Raw genomic sequence first — 17,959 nt, forward strand, 5'->3', positions numbered from 1 at the left:
GAGGATGTGGCGGCTGACAGGTAGGGGCCTGCTCGCCCACCCACCCCGCCTTGCCGACCGCCGCGTTGACCGCCGGGCCGGCCAGCAGGCCGGCCACCAGGTTGGCGACCGCTGCGGAGGTCAACGCCGCGACGACGAGGTGGAGGCGCCGGTCCCGGGTCATCCCACCGAGCACGCCGACGGTGGCGGCCGTGCCGAGCTGGACGAGCAGGGTCGAGGCGTTGAGGAGCCACAGCAGCTGCTGGAAGTCCGGCCAGTGCGACATCGGTGCGCCTACGCACGACACCACGACCTGGCCCATGCTGGTGGCGGCGAGAACCCCGGCGACGCCGTTGAGCCAGTCCCCGGAGTCGGTCGCCTCGACCCGGAACTGGTTCCAGTGGACCAGCCCGCGGTAGATCAAGGAGGTGAACGCCACGCCACCGAGACCGAAGGCGGCGGTGCGCAGCCCCGCGTCCAGGAGCTGGTGGGAGATGAGCGTGTCGACGCACCCCTGGAGCACGAGAGCGGCACCCATCACGCCGACCGCCGCCGCGAACGAGGCGCGTACGCCGCGCTCGGAGGACTCGACGGACCTGTCGCGCCACAGGAGTGTCCCGAGCAGGCAGCACAGCACCCCGATCACGATCTCGACGAGCGGACCCCGGACCGCGATCACGCCCGCTTCCGCCGCGACGAACACGACCGAGCCGAGCGTCGCGAGCAGTGACACCGCGGTCACCCGCACGCCCTGGCTCCGGTTGTGGTCGTGCACGTGGCCACAGCCCTTCATCGCTTGCGGGTTCACAGTCGAGATCGGCAGGCACTCGCCAGAGGTGAGGAATCCGTGCCGGCGTTCGCGAGGCGCTGGGTCACCGCCCGACTAGCCCGGTCTCCAGGAACAGGCCGTTCGTCGGACGCCCGTCGGTGGCGCACCTACCGTCACCCGAGTGACCCCACGCCCCGTTCGTCGCTCCGGCCTCGCTGCCGCAGCCACCGTCCTGCTCCTCACCGCGGCATGTTCCGGGGGAGGGTCGGACGACGACGCCGGCGGCGACGGTGGCGAGGAGCCCGGTGACAGCGGCAGCGCGGTCAGCGGGCACACGGGCCGCGAGGGCGACGGCTGGACGGTCCTGCACTACTCGATGGCGGACACCAACCTCGAGCCGTTCATGGTCGAGGACGTCAACGAGCTCGGCGCGGTCGGCTCGAACGAGAACCTCCACGTGCGGGAGCTGATGGACCGGTCCGCGGAGTACGGGGACGACGAGCTCCTCGACCAGGGCAGCTGGGTCGGGGGCCGGGTGCTCGACCTCGGAGCCCCCGGGACGACCGAGGTCGTGTCGGACCTCGGTGACGTCAACTCCGCCGACCCCGCGCTGCTCGCGCAGTTCATCGCCGAGGGCATCGAGCAGAACCGTGCCGGGCACTACGCGCTCATCATCTCCGACCACGGTGCCTCCTGGCCCGGGATCGGCCCCGACGAGGGCAGCGACAACGACGTCCTCGACCTCGCCGAGCTCACCTCGGCGGTCTCGAGCGGGCTGGAGCAGGCTGGCGTCGACAAGCTCGACCTGCTCGGCTTCGACGCCTGCCTGATGGCCAACTACGAGGTGGCCAGCGCGGTGGCCCCGCTCGCGGACCGGATGGTGGCCTCGCAGGAGCTCGAGCCCGGTCACGGGTGGGACTACGGCTCGCTGCAGGTCCTGGCCGACGACCCCGACGCGACCGCCGACGAGCTCGGGTCCGCGATCATCGCCGGGTTCCAGGCCCAGGCCCAGGAGCAGGGCACCCAGGACCAGATCACCCTCTCGATGGTCGACCTGACCCAGATGGAGGCGGTCGACACCGCGGTGGCCGACTTCGCGGCGGCGCTGAGCGAGCAGTCCACGGTCGTGGCCCCCGCGGTCGGCCAGTCCGAGGCGACGACCCTCGCCTTCGGCAAGAGCCCCGACGAGACCCAGGACAAGCACCTCAGCGACCTCGGCCTGCTGGCCTCGTCGATCGGCGAGTCCGCGCCGGAGGTCGCCGCCCAGGCCGGCGAGCTCGTCGCGGCCCTGGACGCGGCCGTGCTCGAGGACATCGAGGGCAGCGGCACCGCGGGCGCCACCGGTCTGTCGATCTACCTCCCGCCGGTCGCGGAGCTCGCCGACCCGGCGTACGCCGAGGTCGTCAGCGCCGGTCCGTGGGGCGGGTTCCTCGACTCCTACTACGGCGCCGGGGAGGCGATCCCGGCCGAGCAGCTGCCGGCGTTCACCGACCCGGAGGCGGGACCGGAGGTCGGCTTCGAGGACGACGGGACCATCTCCCTCCTGGGGACCTTCGACGTCGCCGCGTTCGGGAACATCACCGAGGCGACGGTCAGCTACGCGGTCGTCAACGACGACGGCTCGATCACCTACCTCGGCGAGGAGGTCACCGACTTCGCCGAGGACGGCACCGTGTCTGGCGCCTACGACCTGACGTCGCTGCAGATCAGCGACGGCGAGGACGTCGCGTACGCGTACGTCGACCTGACCCTGAGCGACGACCTGCTCACCGGCTTCTTCGACGTGCCGATGACCTACTACGCCTCGACGGACCCCGAGCAGACCGACCCCCAGGAGGCGCTGCTCTCGCTGGTCCTCGACGCCGAGACCAGCGAGTTCGTCAGCGAGACGATCTACATCTACGACGAGGTGTCGGGCGGCTACGGCGAGCTCGCGCCCGACCCCGAGGGCATCCTCATCCCCGACGTGCTGACGATCGGCGCCGACGGCAGCCAGGTGTGGGAGCCCACGACCGACATCGGCCTCTACTCCGACGTGGAGAACCTCACCTACGAGTTCGTGCCGCTGGACTCGGGCACGACGATCCAGGCCGACCTGTCGATCTACGACTTCGGGGGCAACTCCAGCGTGCTGAGCGCGCTGGTCGAGGTGCCGTAGACCGCACGCGGGGCGCGGCACGCTGACGGGCACGGCGGACCGCTGGCAGGTGGCCCGGATGGGCTATGGCGCGGCGGGCCCGCAGGGCGGAAACATGCACGGGCCGGTTCGGGGCAATGGCCGGCGACCCACGAAAGGATGAGACTTCGCATGCAGAGCAGTTCACGCAGGCCGTCCCTGGCCCTGATCGTCGCGCTCCTCGCGCTCGTCGTCGCCCTCGGCGGGACAGCCGGCGCGCTGCCCGGCAAGGGCTCGGTGCAGAGCAACGACATCAAGAAGAACGCGGTCAAGGGCAAGCACGTCAAGAACGACAGCATCAAGGGCGCGGACGTCCTGGAGAGCTCCCTCGACACCGTGCCCTCGGCGGAGAACGGGGCGACCCGGATCTCCTACAAGGGCGTCGCGGGCGGGGCACCGCAGGTCATCTTCAACGGCGGCGGCCTCGTGCTGAAGGCGACGTGCGTGGATGCCAACGACCTGGTGATCACGATGGAGTCGACGGTCAACGACGCCGCGGTCTTCGCCGACAGCCACGACCACGACGGCAGCGGCGCCGGCAACGACGACGCCGACAACACCTACGAGCACCAGGGTGACTTCGACGCGGGCCAGCCGGTCGTCCTCGACGGCAGCAACCTGCACTCGGACGACGGTCAGGGCGTCGAGATCAACTACTCGAACCCCAACGGCACCGAGGTCCTCGTCAAGTTCCAGAACTGGCTCGGCAGCGGTGTCGCCACCGCACCGGCGGCCTGCTTCGTCGGCGGCGTCGGGTTCGTCGCCTGACCCGCAGCAACACTCGAGCTCTGGGAGCGGCCGGTCGGATGGACCGGCCGCTCTCAGAACTTCAGGTGGTGGCTCAGGTCGCCGGTCTGGTCGATGAACATCACCCTGGTGTCGAACCACCACGCGCCGTCGATGCGGCGGAACGTGTCCTGGTAGTGGCCGGTGATGATCAGCTGCAGAGGCAGCTCGTCGGTGGCCTGCGTGACGGCATAGCTGGTCCGTGCGCTGGCAGTGCCGGCTGACTCGTCGACCTCGATGCGCGCGTTGGTCGTGAGGTGCTTGGTCTTCGGCGTGCCGGTGTCCTCGTAGATCCGGGTCGCCATCCCGTAGAGCGCACGCACGGCGTCCCGGCCCTCGAAGACGGTCTCGGGCGGCCCGTTCTCCTGGCCGTGGATCCGGCCGTGGGCGAACAGGTCGGCCACCCCGTCCAGGTCGCCGGCGTCGATCCGCTCGGCGTACGTGTAGAGCAGGTTCTCGATCTCGCGGGCACTGTCCACGCGCGCAGCGTAGTGATGCGTCTAGGTTTCAGCGCGTGGACGGCTTCGACGTGGCGTCGGTCGTGGCCGACGCGCGCGCCAAGGAGGGCCTCGAGGACCTCGGCCCGGGTGACTTCGAGGAGCCGCTCGGCGTCCTCCTGGAGAGCTACCGCCACGCGGGGCTGAACGACGTCGGCGCGTTCATCCTCCGCCAGGGCATCGTGCACAGCCTGCGGATGCGGCTCCGGGCACAGGAGTGGTTCCGCCGGAACCCGGAGATCGCCGACGAGGTGGTCGCCGCGCCCGTCGTCGTGGTGGGGATGATGCGCAGCGGCACGACGCTCGTCCAGCGGCTGCTCGCCGCCGACGACCGGCTGCACAGCGCCCTCGGCTGGGAGGTCCAGCAGGTCGCGCCCCGGCTCGACTGGGACCCGCTGGCGGCGGATCCCCGGGTCGCCAGGGCGTTGGAGCGCGAGGAGCAGACCAGGCAGCACGCGCCGGACCTGTTCGCCATCCACCCGATGTACGCCCTCGAGGCCGAGGAGGAGATCGTCTTCCTCGCCGACGCGTTCCTCTCCCACGTCCCCGAGTCGGGTGCCGACGTGGCGGGCTACCGCGAGTGGCTGGACACCGCGGACCTCGCGCCGGCGTACGCCCACCTCCACCGGATGCTCCAGCTCCTCCAGTGGCAGAAGCGACAGCGTGGGGAGTCAGCCACCCGGTGGGTGCTCAAGACGCCGGCGCACCTCGGCTACCTCGACGACCTCCGGCGTACCTTCCCCGACCTTCACCTCGTGCACCTGCACCGGGACCCGGTGGAGACCATCCCGTCCGGCGCCAGCCTGAACTCGACGCTGCACGCGATGCACGCCGACACCGTCGACGGGGAGCGGATCGGTCGGCAGTGGCTGGACCGGATGGGGTGGACCAACGACCGGGCGATGGCGACCCGCGACCGCTGGGGCGCCGAGGCGCCGGTGACCGACCTGCGGTTCGAGGACGCCGTCGCCGACCCGATCGGCTCGATGGCCACGGTGTACGACGCCGCGGGGATGACGCTGACGGCCGAGGCCGAGACGGCCATGCGGGCCTGGCTGGAGCGGCGGCCGCGGGAGACGGGCCGGCCCGACTACTCGCCGGAGAGCTTCGGGCTCAGCGAGGGGTCGATTCGCGACCGGTTCGCGGACTACGAGCGCCGGTTCCGAGCGCCGGCCTGATCGTCTCCAGGGCCTCGCGGGTCAGCTCGCCGAGCCGGGCCAGGTCGTGCGGGGGAGGGGCCTCGGTCCAGACGGCCAGCGCGGCGAAGACCGCCCCCGCCACGGCCTCGGCCCGGACCGCGGCGTCCAGGTCCTCGGCTCCGCGCGCCACCAGCAGCGCGCGGACCTCGCGCGCGACCGCGCTCTGCCGGTCGCGGAACACCCGCCCGATCCGTTCCGGGCCCAGCAGCTCGCTGCGCAGCCGGGCGATCTCGGCGAGCAGCTGCAGGTCGGTGGGCCCCGACCCGAGCGAGACGAGCACCGAGCGCACCAGGTCCTCCTCCGCGGGCCGGTCGTGCAGGGCCTGGGCGAACCAGGCGAACGCCTCACCCACGTCGTCGAAGAGGACCTCGTCCTTGGTGGCGAAGTGCCGGTAGAACGTGCGCTCGGTGACGCCGACCTGCGCGGCGATGGCGGGCACGCTGGCCGCCTCGAAACCGTGCGCGACGAAGTGCTCCAGCGCCGCGGCCCGCAGGGCGGCCCGGGTGCGCGCGGACTTCGAATACGTCACAACTGACATTTTGGCATTTTCCCGCTACCTTCGCCGGGTGCCACCCGCCGCTGACAGCACCGGTCACCCCGTCGCCACCGCCGAGCAGCACGCGCACGAGCTGGCCGCGCTCGAGCTGTTCGAGCACCCCACCGTCAGGGCGGCGTACGCCGAGGTCGCCGCGACGTGGCTCGGGCGGGCCAAGGCGTCCGAGGCGATGCGGGCCGTCTTCGAGCCGGCGTTCGAGGAGGTCATGTTCTCCGCCGCGGTCTGGTCGTCCAACCAGGACCCGCTGCGGCCCAAGGTCACCACGATCACCCGCCTCGAGCACCAGGTCGAGGGGCGCCGGGTGCCCGGCAGCCGTTGGGGCATCGACAACCCCGACACCGTCTACCGCGTCATCCCGATCTCGGGCGAGGAACGCTACGAGATCCGGGGCCGGGTCGGCGCGAACCGGATGACCGAGAACTACTTCACGCTCTGGGACGCCCACATGGGCACCGTCGACGTGCTCGACGGCCGCCGGATGCACGTCGAGGCCGACGGGTCCTACGTCATCACCGTCGACTCCGGCCCGGCCGGCGACCGGCCGAACCACATCCGGTCGTCCCCCGAGGCGCACGAGCTCTACATCCGCGACGTGCTGCTCGACTGGGGCAGGGACGACGCCAACCACATCGCCGTCGAGCGGCTCGGTGCCGCACCGACGACGCCGGCGCTCACCCTCGACGAGCAGGCCGAGGCGACGGCCAGGATGATGGCGCACTTCGCCGACTTCACCGGCAAGCTCTCCTACGGCATGTACAAGGCGCCGCAGAACCACGTCAACCTGGCCTGGTCGGCCGACCACACCGGCGGGCTGCGGCACCAGGTCTACGTCGCCGGGCGGTTCGTGCTCCGGCCGGACGAGGCCTTCGTCGTCAACGTCAGCGACGGGGGTGCGGAGTACTTCACGGTGCCGCTCTCCAACATCTGGGGCACGACGCTCGACGTGCTCGACCGCACCGGCAGCCTCAACAAGGCGCAGTCCCGGCCCAACGAGGACGGCACCTACACCTACGTGATCGCCGGCGAGGACCCCGGCGTGCACAACTGGATCGACACCGGCGGGCTGCCCGAGGGCATCCTCACGCTGCGGATGGCGGAGTTCCCGGAGGGCGGCGCGCGGCCGGACCTGTCCGCGCGTGGCCGCGTCCTCCCGCTCGACCGGCTCGACGCCGAGGTGCCCGGGCTGGCCCGGGTGAGCGCCGAGGAGCGTGCGGAGCAGCTGGCCAGCCGACGCGCCGGCTACGTCGCCAAGCGCCTGCCCGAGCTGGACGGAAGCGAGGGCGGAGCAGCATGAGCCGCTGGCTGGTCACCGGGTGCTCCACGGGCATCGGCCGCGAGATCGCCCGGGCGGCGCTCGAGGCCGGGCACCAGGTCGTGGTGACCTCGCGCAAGGTCGCCGACGTCGAGGGCCTGGCCGACGCGCATCCCGGGACCGCGCTCGCCGTCGCCCTCGACGTCACCGACAAGGCACAGATCGCGGACGCGGTGGCAGCCGCCGACACGGCGTTCGGCGGCGTCGACGTGCTGGTGAACAACGCCGGCTACGGCTACCTCTCCGCGGTCGAGGAGGGCGACGACGCCGAGGTGCGCGCGCTGTTCGACACCAACTACTTCGGCACGGTCGACATGACCAAGGCCGTGCTGCCGCAGATGCGCGAGCGGGGGAGCGGCCACATCGTCAACATCTCCTCGATGGCCGGGCTGGTCGCCAACCCGCCCAACGCCTACTACTCGGCCACGAAGTTCGCGATGGAGTCGCTCACCGAGGTCCTGGCCAAGGAGGTCGGGCCGCTCGGCATCAAGGTCACCGCCATCGAGCCGGGCGCCTTCCGCACCGACTGGGCCCGGCGGTCGATGCACGAGTCGGCGACCCCGATCGAGGCGTACGCCGAGGGCGTGGGCGCCCGCAAGGAGCTGATCAAGGCCTTCGCCGACCATCTCCCCGGCGACCCGCGCAAGCTCGCCGAGGCCGTGCTGATGGTGGTCGCCTTCGACAAGCCGCCGCTGCGCCTGCTGCTCGGCGCGGACGTCCTCCAGGCGACCCGGGAGAAGCTGACCGCGATGCTCGCCTCCATCGACGAGTGGGAGGCCGTGACCCTCGACGTGGGCTTCCCGGCCGGCCAGTGACGTGAACAGTGACGTGAGGAGCTGGAGCGTGCTTGCGGACCACCCGACCGCCGACGAGGTGCTGGCCGGCGTCGACCTGACCGGACGCACGGCGCTCGTCACCGGCGGCTACTCCGGCATCGGCCCCGCCACCGTGGCGGCCCTCGCCAGGGCCGGCGCGCGCGTGCTGGTGCCCGCGCGACGCCCCGACGAGGCGCGGCAGGTCCTGGCGGACGTCGCCGGGGTCGAGGTGGGCCAGATCGAGGTGGAGAGCCTCGACCTCTCCGACCAGGCCAGCGTGGCGGCGTACGCCCAGACCCTGCTCGACGACGGGACGCACCTCGACATCCTGATCGGCAGCGCGGGGATCATGGCCACGCCGGAGACCCACACCCCGCAGGGGTGGGAGCTGCAGATGGCGACCAACCACCTCGGGCACTTCGCCCTGGTCAACCGGCTCTGGCCGCTCCTCACCGGAGGTGCGCGCGTGGTCAGCGTGTCGTCCTCGGGCCACCACCTGAGCGACATCCGCTGGGACGACCCGTGGTTCACGCTCGGCTACGACAAGTGGGAGGCCTACGGGCAGTCCAAGACCGCCAACGCGCTGTTCGCCGTGCACCTCGACGCCCTCGGACGGGAGCACGGCGTGCGGGCTTTCTCGCTGCACCCCGGCGCGATCCTGACGCCGCTCGGCCGGCACCTCGGCGCCGACGACCTGGAGAAGGTCATGGTCCGAGACGAGCACGGAGAGCTCGTGCTCCCCGAGTTCAAGACCCCCGAGCAGGGCGCGGCGACCTCGGTGTGGGCGGCGACGGCCGCCGAGCTCGAGGCGCACGGCGGCCGCTACCTCGAGGACGTCGCGGTCGCCGAGATCGCCACCGACGACGAGGTGCGGGCCGCGGAGAGCATCGGCGTGAAGGCCTACGCGCAGGACCCGGCCGCCGCCGCCCGGCTCTGGGCGTGGTCGGCGCGGCTCACCGGGGTCGACGCGTTCGCCTGAGGCATCATGCCCACATGCGACTCGGGTCGACACGTGCGCTGACGCGCGCCCTGCCACTGCTCCTCTCCGTCGTCCTCCTGGTGGCGCTGGCGCCACTCGCCGGGCACCGGCCGGCCTCGGCGGCGGACGCGACGACGCTCGCGCTCGCCGGTGAACCACGCCCCGCCGGGCAGTCCTCGCCGCTGGTGGCGACGCTCACCGCGTCCGACGGCGCCGCGGTGCCGGGTGCGCAGGTCGTCGTCGAGCGCAGGGTCGACGGAGCGTGGACCTCGGCCGGCACCGCGACGACGGACGTCTCCGGCCGGGCCCAGGTCTCGGCCGTCATCGGGCGGGACGCCGACGACAACGTCTTCCGGGCCTCGTACGCCGGCGACGGGACCCGCGGCCCGTCCCGGTCCGCCGACGTCCAGGTCCCGCTGGTGCGGGTGGGGACCCGGGTCCGGGTGACGGGACCGCGGACCGTCGTCGACGAGCGGCCGCTCGACCTGACCGTGCGGTGGACGACCGAGGCCGGCGAGCCGGTGTCCGGTCCCGTCGTGGTCCTCCGCCGGAAGGTGGACGGGCCGTGGCGACCCGTAGAGCGGCTGACCACGGACGCCGCCGGCGCGGCCACGTTCACCACTGAACCCCGCGTGGACACCCGCTGGAAGGCGCGCACCCGGCCGTTGCCCTGGGCCGAGCGGGACCGCAGCCGGGTGCACCGCGTCGACAACCTTCCCCCCGCCCCGCCGGCCGACCTCCCGGACGCCGCTCCGCGGCCACGGATCCAGCTGCCGCCCCAGCGGAGGGCCGTCGGCGAGGGTGCCAACCCCGTGATCAGCCGCATCCCGGACCAGGTGTGGCGGGACATGACCGGCCGGTTGTGGCACGCGGGCTGTCCCGTCGGCCGCGCCGGGCTGCGGCTGCTGAGGATCAACTACTGGGACTACGACGGCTACCGGCGGCGCGGCGAGATCGTCGCCGCAGCCGGGGCAGTCGGCGCCATGGCCGGCGCCCTTGCCGCGATGTACGAGCGCGAGCTGCCGATCCGGGCGATGTACCGGGTGGACCGGTTCGGCTGGTCACCACGGCTGCAGGGCGCCGACGACCACGCGTCGATGGCCTCCGGCAACACCTCGGCGTTCAACTGTCGTCAGGTCGTGAACAACCCGGGCGTCCGGTCCCCGCACTCCTACGGCCGGTCCCTCGACGTCAACACGTGGGAGAACCCCTACCGGTCGGCGACCGGCCTGGTCCCGAACGCCTGGTGGCAGCCCCGCTCGCACCCGCGCGTGGCCTGGCGGTCCCGGGCGCACGCGGTCGTCCGGATCATGGCGCGGCACGGGCTGCGCTGGACCTACGGCCACGGCGACACCCAGCACTTCGACGTCGTGCGCAGCAACGGGAAGGTGCTGTTCCCACGAGGGTGCTCGATCCTGGTGCCGTGCAAGTGAGCGACTGCGTCTTCTGCGGCATCGTGGCCGGCGACGTCGAGGCCCACCTCGTGCTCGACGAGCCGGACTTCGTGGCGTTCCTCGACACGCGGCCGCTCTTCAAGGGTCACGTCCTGCTCGTCCCGCGCGAGCACGTCGTGACCCTGCCCGACCTGCCGTCCGGGCTGCGCGACGGCTTCCTCGCCGCCGCCCAGCGGCTCGCGACCGCGGTCGTGGACGCGCTCGGCGCCCAGGGCAGCTTCGTCGCGATGAACAACGTGGTCAGCCAGTCGGTGCCGCACCTGCACCTGCACGTCGTGCCGCGCACCAAGGGCGACGGCCTGCGCGGGTTCTTCTGGCCGCGGACGAAGTACGCCGACAGCGAGGAGCAGGGGCAGTACGCCGCCCGCCTCCGTGCGGTCCTAGAGTGACCGCCCATGGGTAGGTACGACGGACGCGTAGTAGTGGTCACCGGCGCAGCGCAGGGCATCGGCTTCGGCTGTGCGACCCGGTTCGCCGAGGAGGGTGCCTCGGTCGCGGTCGTGGACCTCGACGAGTCCGCCGCCGCGGCTGCCGCGGCCAAGCTCCCCGGCGGTGACGGGCAGAAGCACACCGGCATCGGTGCCGACGTCAGCGACACCGAGGCGGTCGAGGCCGCGGTCGCGCGGGTCGTCGAGGAGCTCGGCGGCATCCACGTGGTGGTCAACAACGCCGGCATCACCCGCGACAACCTGCTCTTCAAGATGACCGACGAGGACTGGGACCTGGTCATGAACGTGCACCTGCGGGGTGCGTTCCTGATGACCCGGGCGGCCCAGAAGCACTTCGTCGAGCAGAAGTACGGCAAGATCCTCAACCTCTCCAGCGTCTCGGCGCTCGGCAACCGCGGCCAGGCCAACTACTCCGCGGCCAAGATGGGCATCCAGGGGTTCACCCGCACGCTCGGCATCGAGCTCGGCCCGTTCGGCATCAACGCCAACGCGATCGCGCCCGGGTTCATCGCCACCGAGATGACCGACGCCACCGCCCGCCGGCTCAAGATGGAGCCCGAGCAGCTGCGCCAGATGAACGCCGAGCACAACCCGGTCCGCCGGGTCGGGTTCCCGGAGGACATCGCGGCCGCGGCGGCGTTCCTGTGCAGCGACGAGGCGTCGTACATCACCGGCCAGACGTTGTACGTCGACGGCGGCGCCAAGCTCGGCTGACAGCCCGCGTCCGCGCCCGGGCGCGCCTCCCGCAGCCGCTCGGCCGGACGGCGCACACTTCAAGTCGAGCAAACTTGTAGACCTTTGATCGGAGCATGTCCGTGCGTGTTCACCGGACCAGCGCCTCGGCGCTCGCCCTCGCCCTTGCCGCCAGCCTGGTGCTGGCCGGATGCGGGGGCGACGAGAAGGACGACGGCGGAGACGACCCCGAGGCGCAGCCCGTGGCCGGCGGTGGCGCCCTCGCGCAGACCTGGCCGCTGACCGGCCTGGGCGTGAGCGGCGACCAGAGCGCGGCGCAGAAGCACCCGGTCCTGGTCGTGAAGATGGACAACACCCCGTCCAGCGCCCCGCAGGTCGGCCTGGACGCGGCCGACCTCGTGGTCGAGGAGCTCGTCGAGGGCGGTAGCACCCGGCTGGCGGCGTTCTACTACAGCGACATCCCCACCGAGGTGGGTCCCGTGCGCTCGATGCGGGCCAGCGACATCGGCATCGTCGCCCCGGTGGGGGCGACCATGGTCACCTCCGGCGCGGCCGCGGTGACGATCAACCGGATCGAGGACGCCGGCATCCCGTTCTTCGCCGAGGGGGACGCGGGCCTCTACCGCGAGGACAGCCGGAGCGCGCCGTACAACCTGATGGCCGACCTCGAGGAGACGACCAAGGCGGCGTCGACCGACGAGGAGGCGCGGCCCGCCGACTACCTGCCGTGGGGCGACGCCGCGGACCTGCCTGCGGGGCAGCCGGCGAAGACGATCGCGGCCAGCTTCTCCGGCGGGCACACCACCCAGTGGACCTTCAACGGCGGCGGCTACGTCAACGAGAACAGCTACGCCGACCCCAAGGCGCCGTTCCCGGCGGACACGATCCTGGTGCTGCGGGTCGAGGTCGGCGACGCCGGCTACACCGACCCGGCCGGCAACCCCGTGCCCGAGACCAAGCTGGAGGGCACCGGCCCCGCCATGCTCTTCCACAACGGACGCCTGGTCCGCGGCACGTGGAGCAAGGCCGACCTCGAGTCGCCGATCGAGCTCAGGACCCAGGCGGGCGAGCTCATCGTCCCCACCGGGCACACCTGGGTCGAGCTGATCCCGGTCGACGGTGGCGACGTCACCTTCACCAAGAAGTAGGGCTGCCGGCGCAAGGTCGCGGGGTCACTCCGGCTCGTCGGCCTCCGCTGCCGGTGGGGCCGTGGGCAGGTCGACGCCCGCGTCGGCGAGGGTCTGGAAACCGGTGATCATGAAGCCGATGGCCGCCTCGACCCGCCACGCGGCCAGCTCGGGGTCCTCGGCGGTCGCGACGGACTCGCCGGCCGACGACATGGCGCCGAAGAAGATCCGGGCGAAGGTCTGGAGCATGCCCTCGTCGAGGTCCCAGTCGCCGGCCCCCAGGACCGAGCGGACGATGTCGAGGACCGAGCCGAAGGTCGAGCGCTCCTCCTGCTCGCGGAACCGCTCGTAGCCGAGGACGGACGGGCCCTCCTGGATCACGATCCGCCGGTAGCGCGGCTGCCGCACGATCTCGAGGAACGCGGCCAGCCCGGCCTGCGCCTTCTCCCACGGGTCCCGCTTGCCGCGCAACGCCTTGTTGATGGCCTTGGAGGCGTCGGACTCGACCCGCTCGAAGACCGCCTCGAACAGGGCCTGCTTGCCGCTGAAGTGGTGGTAGAGCGCCCCCTTGGTGACCCGGGCGCCGGCGACGATCGCGTCGAGGGAGGTATTGGCGTAGCCCGACTCGGTGAAGAGCTCCTCGGCGACGTCGATCAGCGCGCGCTTGGTGGAGGCGGAGTACTGCTGGCGCCTGGTGGCCCCCGTGACGGCTGAGACGTTGGCCACCTCGCGGACCAGTCGATGCATCGGGGACTTGGGCATCCCGGCAGAGTAATACCGACCGAAGGTACGGGTGGCCATCATCACGTGGTCAAAACTTGGCGTACCGACGGTATGAGCCAGTACTCTCGGTACGTACCCACGGTATGTGGGCTCCGGTTCCGTCCGACCGGACGGACTGATCACCGAGAGGAAAGAACCATGACCTGGACCGCTTTCCACCGCCGCGGCGAGGTCCTCCGGGCCGTCGTCGAGACCGCTGACCAGCGCGTCGACGGCGAGCTCCCCCTCTACGTCCCCGGTGTCGCCGAGACCTTCGCCGACGCCACCGACCTGCTCGGCGCCCTCCAGCTGCGGTGGCACACCCGCCTCGCCGGCCGGATCGAGCGCGAGCTGATGACCCAGCCGATGGACCTCGAGCGGGCGGTCGTGACCGCCTGGCACCGCACCGCCGACGAGATGCCCGGCGTCCGCGCCATCCTCGACCGCCACCTCGACCACCCCCTCGACGACGACATGGCGCGGGTCGCCCGGACCGCCGCGACCAAGGAGCACGTCCTGCTCGCCGTGATGGCCGGCCTCGGCGGACCCGCCGACGCCGCCTCGGCGACCGTCGGCGCCCGGATCGAGGCGCGGGCCCGCGAGACCTACGTGGCGACGCGTGACCTCGTCGAGCGGCCGCCCACGCTCCTCGGCCGGCTCAAGGCCGCGCTGGCTGCCTGACCGCCCGACCCGCGGCCGGCACCCCTCCCTCCCGTCAGCCGCGGAGACCTCGCCCACCCGAACACCTGTTGTGCAGACTGTCCGGGTGGGCGAGGTGCGCGCGGGGATGCTGCTGGTGGCGACGCCTGACCTGCTCGACCCCAACTTCGCCGACACCGTGGTGCTGATGCTCGAGGTCGACGGGGACGGAGCGCTCGGCGTCGTCCTCAACCGGCCGTCACCGGTGCCCGTCGCCGACGTCCTCGACCCCTGGTCGGACGTGTGTGCCGAGCCGGAGGTGCTGTTCCGCGGCGGCCCGGTGAGCACCGAGGGGGCGCTGGCCGTGGCCCGGCTGCGCGACCCGGCCGACCCGCCCGTCGGCTTCCGGGCCCTGGACGACGCCCTGGGCGGCGTCGTCGGGCTGGTCGACCTCGACACCCCGGTCGAGCTGGTGGGCGACAGCCTGGCCGGGCTGCGCATCTTCGCCGGGTACGCCGGGTGGGGCGCCGCCCAGCTGGCCGCGGAGATCGAGGAGGGCAGCTGGTACGTCGTGCCGGGCGAGGTCCCGGACGTCTTCCGGACCGACCCGACCGAGCTCAAGCGGGACGTCCTGCGCCGCCAGCCCGGCGAGCTCGCCTGGCACTCGACGCGGCCCGTCGATCCTGAGCTGAACTAGCAACCGTCGTAAGGTGGAGCCAATGAGCACCATCGGTTTCGGGCCCGGCACCGCTGTCGACACCGACGTCCGTCAGGACGAGCGGACCGTCCCCACGGACGCGGGTGACCACGAGCGGTTCTCGCACTTCGTGCCCAAGGAGAAGCTCACCGAGGCGATGGTGATGGGCACGCCGGTCGTCGCGCTGTGCGGCAAGGTCTGGGTGCCCAGCCGGGCGGGGGAGAAGTTCCCGGTCTGCCCGGAGTGCAAGGAGATCTGGGAGTCGCTGGGCGACGACTCCGGCAACGGCCCGGACAGTCCCGAGTGACCGGCGGCGACGACGCCGCCCCTCAGCTCCCCCCTCAGGTCGCTCTCACCCCGGCCTGGCCGGAGCGGGCGGCGTGGGGCACCGCGGGCTCACTGCGCGCCTGGCAGTCCGCGGCGGTGGCGCAGTACGCCGAGCGGCAGCCGCGCGACTTCCTCGCGGTCGCGACCCCCGGCGCCGGCAAGACGACCTTCGCCCTCACGGTGGCCGCCGACCTGCTCAACCGCCGGGTCGTCGAGCGGGTGACCGTCGTGGCGCCGACCGAGCACCTGAAGCAGCAGTGGGCCGAGGCCGGCGCGCGGGCCGGGATCCCCATCGACCCGGCGTACGCCGCGGGCAAGGGCAGGACGTCGGCGGACTACGTCGGCATCGCCGTGACCTACGCCGGCGTCGCGGTCAACCCGCTCGCGATGCGGGTCCGCACCGAGCGGTTCAAGACGCTGGTGATCCTGGACGAGGTCCACCACGCGGGCGACGCGCTGTCCTGGGGTGAGGGGATCCGCGAGGCGTTCGAGCCGGCGCACCGACGCCTCGCGCTGACCGGCACGCCGTTCCGCTCCGACGTCAACCCGATCCCGTTCGTCACCTACGCCCCCGGCGACGACGGCATCCCGAGGTCGGCGGCCGACTACACCTACGGGTACGCCGAGGCGCTCGCCGACCACGTCGTCCGGCCCGTCCTGTTCATGGCGTACTCCGGCGAGCTCCAGTGGCGTACCCGCGCCGGCGACGAGGTGGCCGCCCGCCTGGGCGAGCCGCTCACCAAGGACATGCACGCGCAGGCGCTGCGGACCGCGCTCGACCCGCAGGGCGCCTGGATCCCGGCGGTGCTGGCGGCCGCCGACACCCGGCTCTCCGAGGTGCGGCGGCACGTGCCGGACGCGGCCGGCCTCGTCATCGCCTCCGACCAGGACTCCGCCCGTGCCTACGCCGCGCTCCTGAAGAAGGTCACCAAGGAGTCGCCGACGGTCGTGCTGTCCGACGAGCCCGGCTCCTCGAAGAAGATCAGCGACTTCGCCGCCGGCGACAAGCGGTGGATGGTCGCGGTCCGGATGGTCAGCGAGGGCGTGGACGTGCCCCGCCTCGCGGTCGGCGTGTACGCCACCACGACCTCGACGCCGCTGTTCTTCGCGCAGGCCGTCGGCCGCTTCGTCCGGGCCAGGTCCCGGGGTGAGACCGCGTCGATCTTCCTGCCGTCCGTGCCGTCGCTGCTCGGGCACGCCGCCGAGCTCGAGGTGGCCCGCGACCACGTGCTCGGCCGGCGTGTCAACGACGAGGGAGACATCTTCGCCGCCGAGGACGAGATGGTCGCCCGGGCCCAGGAGGGCGAGGGTGCGCTGGAGTCCGGCCTGCCGTTCGAGGCGCTCGGCTCCGAGGCGCGGTTCGACCACGTCCTGTTCGACGGCTCGACCTTCGGCCACGAGGGCGAGGTCCACGTCGGCTCCGACGAGGAGATGGACTTCCTCGGCATCCCGGGCCTGCTCGAGCCCGGCCAGATGCGCGAGCTGCTCCAGCAGCGCCAGGCCTCGCGCCGGTCCCAGGGCCGCGGCACGGCGGCCCCCGAGCCGACCGTCACCGAGCTCACCACGCACGAGCAGCTCGCCGCCCTGCGCCGCGAGCTCAACGGCCTGGTCGCCGCCTGGCACCACCGCACCGGCCAGGCGCACGGCGTGACGCACGCCGAGCTGCGCCGTGAGTGCGGCGGCCCGGCCGCAGCCGTGGCCAACGCGACCCAGCTCCGCGCCCGGATCGCCCGGGTCCGCGAGTGGGCGGCCACCCGCAAGACCTCCTAGGCTCCTCGCCGTGGAGACCGCCCGCACGCCCGACGAGCGGTTCGCGGACCTCCCCGGCTACTCCTTCCAGCCGCACTACGCCGACGTCGAGACCGACGGCCTCCCGCCGGTGCGGATGCACTACCTCGACGAGGGGCCGCCCGATGGTCCCGTCGTCCTGCTGCTGCACGGCCAGCCGACGTGGTCCTACCTCTACCGCGCGGTCGTACCCGTGCTCGTCGACGCCGGCCTCCGGGTGGTCGCCCCGGACAACATCGGCTTCGGCCGCTCCGACAAGCCGACCCGGCCCACCGACTACACGTTCGCGCGGCACGTCGGCTGGACCCGGAGCCTGGTGCGGGCGCTCGAGCTGACGGGGATCACGCTGGTCGCGCAGGACTGGGGCGGCCCGATCGGCCTCAGCGTCCTGGCGGAGGAGCCCGACCGCTTCGCCCGGGTCGTGACCACCAACACGATCCTGCACACCGCCGACCCGGCGCTCGCCGGCCGGCTGACGTGGGCCGTCCACGGTGACGGCGAGTCGCGGGTGGTGCTCGAGGAGGCGCTGGTCGACTACCTGCTCTACACCCAGCGGGCGCCGGAGCTGCAGGCCAGCGTCTTCGTCGGCGCCGCGACGACCGTGCCGCTCGACGCCCAGGTGCTGGCGGCGTACGACGCCCCGTTCCCGGCACCCGAGCACACGGCCGGACTGCGCCAGATGACCGCGCTGCTGCCGCTGACCCGCAACGACCCGGGTGCCCGGATCGGCCGCCGGACGATGGCGGCGCTCGAGCAGTTCGACCGGCCGTTCGTGACGGCGTACTCCGACGGCGACCCGGCCACCCGGGGCTGGGACGCGGTGTTCCAGGAACGCGTCCCCGGCGCCCGCGGGCAACGACACGTCACCATCGCCGGGGCCGGGCACTTCGTGCAGGAGGACGCCGGCGACGAGCTCGGCCGGGTCGTCGCCGACGTCGTCAGGACGACGTAGCCC

The 17,959-nt window shown here is 72.5% G+C and carries 19 protein-coding genes; 15 read left to right on the forward strand and 4 right to left on the reverse strand.

Annotated features, from left to right (window positions below):
• On the reverse strand, positions 1-787 hold a 787-nt coding region (locus tag JHD21_RS02305), incomplete at its 3' end, for a hypothetical protein (protein WP_292671325.1).
• 142 nt (positions 788-929) lie between these two features.
• Between JHD21_RS02305 and JHD21_RS02310 the strand changes: the two genes are divergently transcribed.
• Complete coding sequence (locus JHD21_RS02310) at positions 930-2,906, forward strand: clostripain-related cysteine peptidase (protein WP_292671327.1); 1,977 nt, start codon at positions 930-932, stop codon at positions 2,904-2,906.
• A gap of 150 nt (positions 2,907-3,056) precedes the next feature.
• Positions 3,057-3,692, forward strand: coding sequence for a hypothetical protein (locus tag JHD21_RS02315; RefSeq protein ID WP_292671329.1), 636 nt, complete (start codon positions 3,057-3,059; stop codon positions 3,690-3,692).
• 53 nt (positions 3,693-3,745) lie between these two features.
• Here the strand turns inward: JHD21_RS02315 and JHD21_RS02320 are convergent, their stop codons facing one another.
• Entirely contained in the window at positions 3,746-4,189 is a 444-nt protein-coding gene (locus tag JHD21_RS02320; RefSeq protein WP_292671330.1) for a nuclear transport factor 2 family protein, read from the reverse strand.
• Positions 4,190-4,224: 35 nt separating this feature from the next.
• Here JHD21_RS02320 and JHD21_RS02325 point away from each other — a divergent pair, with 35 nt between their 5' ends.
• Positions 4,225-5,385 (forward strand): sulfotransferase, encoded by a 1,161-nt coding sequence (locus JHD21_RS02325; RefSeq protein ID WP_292671332.1) that lies wholly within the window; start codon positions 4,225-4,227, stop codon positions 5,383-5,385.
• Here the strand turns inward: JHD21_RS02325 and JHD21_RS02330 are convergent.
• Positions 5,321-5,935 (reverse strand): TetR/AcrR family transcriptional regulator, encoded by a 615-nt coding sequence (locus JHD21_RS02330; protein WP_292671333.1) that lies wholly within the window; start codon positions 5,933-5,935, stop codon positions 5,321-5,323. The genes JHD21_RS02325 and JHD21_RS02330 overlap by 65 nt on opposite strands.
• Positions 5,936-5,972: 37 nt before the next feature.
• Between JHD21_RS02330 and JHD21_RS02335 the strand changes: the two genes are divergently transcribed.
• The 7 genes from JHD21_RS02335 to JHD21_RS02365 all read left to right on the forward strand — a co-directional run bounded on the left by JHD21_RS02335 (position 5,973) and on the right by JHD21_RS02365 (position 12,812).
• The gene (locus JHD21_RS02335) at positions 5,973-7,256 is read left to right on the forward strand and encodes a hypothetical protein (protein WP_292671334.1); all 1,284 of its coding nucleotides are present in this window, start codon (positions 5,973-5,975) and stop codon (positions 7,254-7,256) included.
• On the forward strand, positions 7,253-8,089 hold the full coding sequence (locus tag JHD21_RS02340) for an oxidoreductase (RefSeq protein WP_292671335.1): 837 nt from the start codon (positions 7,253-7,255) through the stop codon (positions 8,087-8,089). The genes JHD21_RS02335 and JHD21_RS02340 overlap by 4 nt, the downstream gene beginning before the upstream one ends.
• Before the next feature lie 28 nt (positions 8,090-8,117).
• Positions 8,118-9,068 (forward strand): oxidoreductase, encoded by a 951-nt coding sequence (locus tag JHD21_RS02345; protein WP_292671336.1) that lies wholly within the window; start codon positions 8,118-8,120, stop codon positions 9,066-9,068.
• Positions 9,069-9,082: 14 nt separating this feature from the next.
• Positions 9,083-10,501: a M15 family metallopeptidase gene (locus JHD21_RS02350; protein ID WP_292671337.1), complete on the forward strand. Its 1,419-nt coding sequence runs from the start codon at positions 9,083-9,085 to the stop codon at positions 10,499-10,501.
• A complete protein-coding gene (locus tag JHD21_RS02355; RefSeq protein WP_292671391.1) occupies positions 10,498-10,911 on the forward strand; it encodes an HIT family protein in 414 nt (137 codons plus the stop codon). Before JHD21_RS02350 ends, JHD21_RS02355 begins: the two co-directional genes overlap by 4 nt.
• Before the next feature lie 6 nt (positions 10,912-10,917).
• Positions 10,918-11,685 carry a 3-oxoacyl-ACP reductase FabG gene (fabG, locus tag JHD21_RS02360; protein WP_292671339.1) on the forward strand — a complete coding sequence of 256 codons (768 nt, stop codon included), beginning with the start codon at positions 10,918-10,920 and terminating at the stop codon, positions 11,683-11,685.
• 95 nt (positions 11,686-11,780) lie between these two features.
• Positions 11,781-12,812, forward strand: a complete 1,032-nt coding sequence (locus JHD21_RS02365; protein WP_292671341.1) for a DUF3048 domain-containing protein — start codon at positions 11,781-11,783, stop codon at positions 12,810-12,812.
• Positions 12,813-12,836: 24 nt separating this feature from the next.
• Here the strand turns inward: JHD21_RS02365 and JHD21_RS02370 are convergent, their stop codons facing one another.
• Complete coding sequence (locus JHD21_RS02370) at positions 12,837-13,553, reverse strand: TetR/AcrR family transcriptional regulator (protein ID WP_292671343.1); 717 nt, start codon at positions 13,551-13,553, stop codon at positions 12,837-12,839.
• 159 nt (positions 13,554-13,712) lie between these two features.
• On the opposite strand from JHD21_RS02370, the gene JHD21_RS02375 reads away from it, so the two are divergent.
• The 5 genes from JHD21_RS02375 to JHD21_RS02395 all read left to right on the forward strand — a co-directional run bounded on the left by JHD21_RS02375 (position 13,713) and on the right by JHD21_RS02395 (position 17,956).
• Positions 13,713-14,234: a hypothetical protein gene (locus JHD21_RS02375; protein ID WP_292671345.1), complete on the forward strand. Its 522-nt coding sequence runs from the start codon at positions 13,713-13,715 to the stop codon at positions 14,232-14,234.
• 85 nt (positions 14,235-14,319) lie between these two features.
• A complete protein-coding gene (locus JHD21_RS02380; protein WP_292671346.1) occupies positions 14,320-14,889 on the forward strand; it encodes a YqgE/AlgH family protein in 570 nt (189 codons plus the stop codon).
• Between the two features lie 22 nt (positions 14,890-14,911).
• Positions 14,912-15,196, forward strand: a complete 285-nt coding sequence (locus JHD21_RS02385; RefSeq protein WP_292671348.1) for a DUF3039 domain-containing protein — start codon at positions 14,912-14,914, stop codon at positions 15,194-15,196.
• Positions 15,197-15,288: 92 nt separating this feature from the next.
• Complete coding sequence (locus JHD21_RS02390) at positions 15,289-16,986, forward strand: DEAD/DEAH box helicase (RefSeq protein ID WP_365695385.1); 1,698 nt, start codon at positions 15,289-15,291, stop codon at positions 16,984-16,986.
• A 10-nt stretch (positions 16,987-16,996) separates the two neighbouring features.
• Positions 16,997-17,956 carry a haloalkane dehalogenase gene (locus JHD21_RS02395; protein WP_292671350.1) on the forward strand — a complete coding sequence of 320 codons (960 nt, stop codon included), beginning with the start codon at positions 16,997-16,999 and terminating at the stop codon, positions 17,954-17,956.
• The last annotated feature ends 3 nt before the right edge of the window (positions 17,957-17,959 follow it).

This window comes from Nocardioides sp., from assembly GCF_016462705.1.
Taxonomy (GTDB): Bacteria; Actinomycetota; Actinomycetes; order Propionibacteriales; family Nocardioidaceae; genus Nocardioides.

Excerpts from the sequence above, each read along its gene's own strand:
- JHD21_RS02315 (WP_292671329.1), top strand. The coding sequence starts at position 3,057 with ATGCAGAGCAGTTCACGCAGGCCGTCCCTGGCCCTGATCGTCGCGCTC.
- JHD21_RS02340 (WP_292671335.1), top strand. The coding sequence starts at position 7,253 with ATGAGCCGCTGGCTGGTCACCGGGTGCTCCACGGGCATCGGCCGCGAG.
- JHD21_RS02350 (WP_292671337.1), top strand. The coding sequence starts at position 9,083 with ATGCGACTCGGGTCGACACGTGCGCTGACGCGCGCCCTGCCACTGCTC.
- fabG (WP_292671339.1), top strand. The coding sequence starts at position 10,918 with ATGGGTAGGTACGACGGACGCGTAGTAGTGGTCACCGGCGCAGCGCAG.
- JHD21_RS02365 (WP_292671341.1), top strand. The coding sequence starts at position 11,781 with ATGTCCGTGCGTGTTCACCGGACCAGCGCCTCGGCGCTCGCCCTCGCC.
- JHD21_RS02370 (WP_292671343.1), bottom strand. The coding sequence starts at position 13,553 with ATGCCCAAGTCCCCGATGCATCGACTGGTCCGCGAGGTGGCCAACGTC.
- JHD21_RS02375 (WP_292671345.1), top strand. The coding sequence starts at position 13,713 with ATGACCTGGACCGCTTTCCACCGCCGCGGCGAGGTCCTCCGGGCCGTC.
- JHD21_RS02385 (WP_292671348.1), top strand. The coding sequence starts at position 14,912 with ATGAGCACCATCGGTTTCGGGCCCGGCACCGCTGTCGACACCGACGTC.